Source organism: Enterococcus devriesei, assembly GCF_001885905.1.
GTDB lineage: Bacteria > Bacillota > Bacilli > Lactobacillales > Enterococcaceae > Enterococcus_A > Enterococcus_A devriesei.
Map to the genome: position 1 here is coordinate 1 of NZ_JXKM01000044.1, position 713 is coordinate 713.

1 tRNA gene and 1 rRNA gene are annotated in these 713 nt (G+C 51.6%); both read left to right on the forward strand.

From position 1 onward, the window contains the following. Nucleotides 1–502 (forward strand): 16S ribosomal RNA (locus RV00_RS15935); the annotation flags it as partial. 97 nt (nt 503–599) lie between these two features. Then, nucleotides 600–672, forward strand: a tRNA-Ala gene (locus tag RV00_RS15940). The last annotated feature ends 41 nt before the right edge of the window (nt 673–713 follow it).

Consider the following 713-nt stretch of genomic DNA (forward strand, 5'->3'; position numbering starts at 1 on the left):
AGTGACAGGTGGTGCATGGTTGTCGTCAGCTCGTGTCGTGAGATGTTGGGTTAAGTCCCGCAACGAGCGCAACCCTTATTGTTAGTTGCCATCATTTAGTTGGGCACTCTAGCGAGACTGCCGGTGACAAACCGGAGGAAGGTGGGGATGACGTCAAATCATCATGCCCCTTATGACCTGGGCTACACACGTGCTACAATGGGAAGTACAACGAGTCGCGAAGTCGCGAGGCTAAGCTAATCTCTTAAAGCTTCTCTCAGTTCGGATTGTAGGCTGCAACTCGCCTACATGAAGCCGGAATCGCTAGTAATCGCGGATCAGCACGCCGCGGTGAATACGTTCCCGGGCCTTGTACACACCGCCCGTCACACCACGAGAGTTTGTAACACCCGAAGTCGGTGAGGTAACCTTTTGGAGCCAGCCGCCTAAGGTGGGATAGATGATTGGGGTGAAGTCGTAACAAGGTAGCCGTATCGGAAGGTGCGGCTGGATCACCTCCTTTCTAAGGAAATAGTTCATCTAAGATGAACGTTACGGAAACTACACAGGCTTGCTTTTATTCGTTCAGTTTTGAGAGGTCTACTCTCAATTTAATACCCGGGGCCTTAGCTCAGCTGGGAGAGCGCCTGCTTTGCACGCAGGAGGTCAGCGGTTCGATCCCGCTAGGCTCCATTGATGACATTGGTCATCATTCGTTCATTGAAAACTGGATA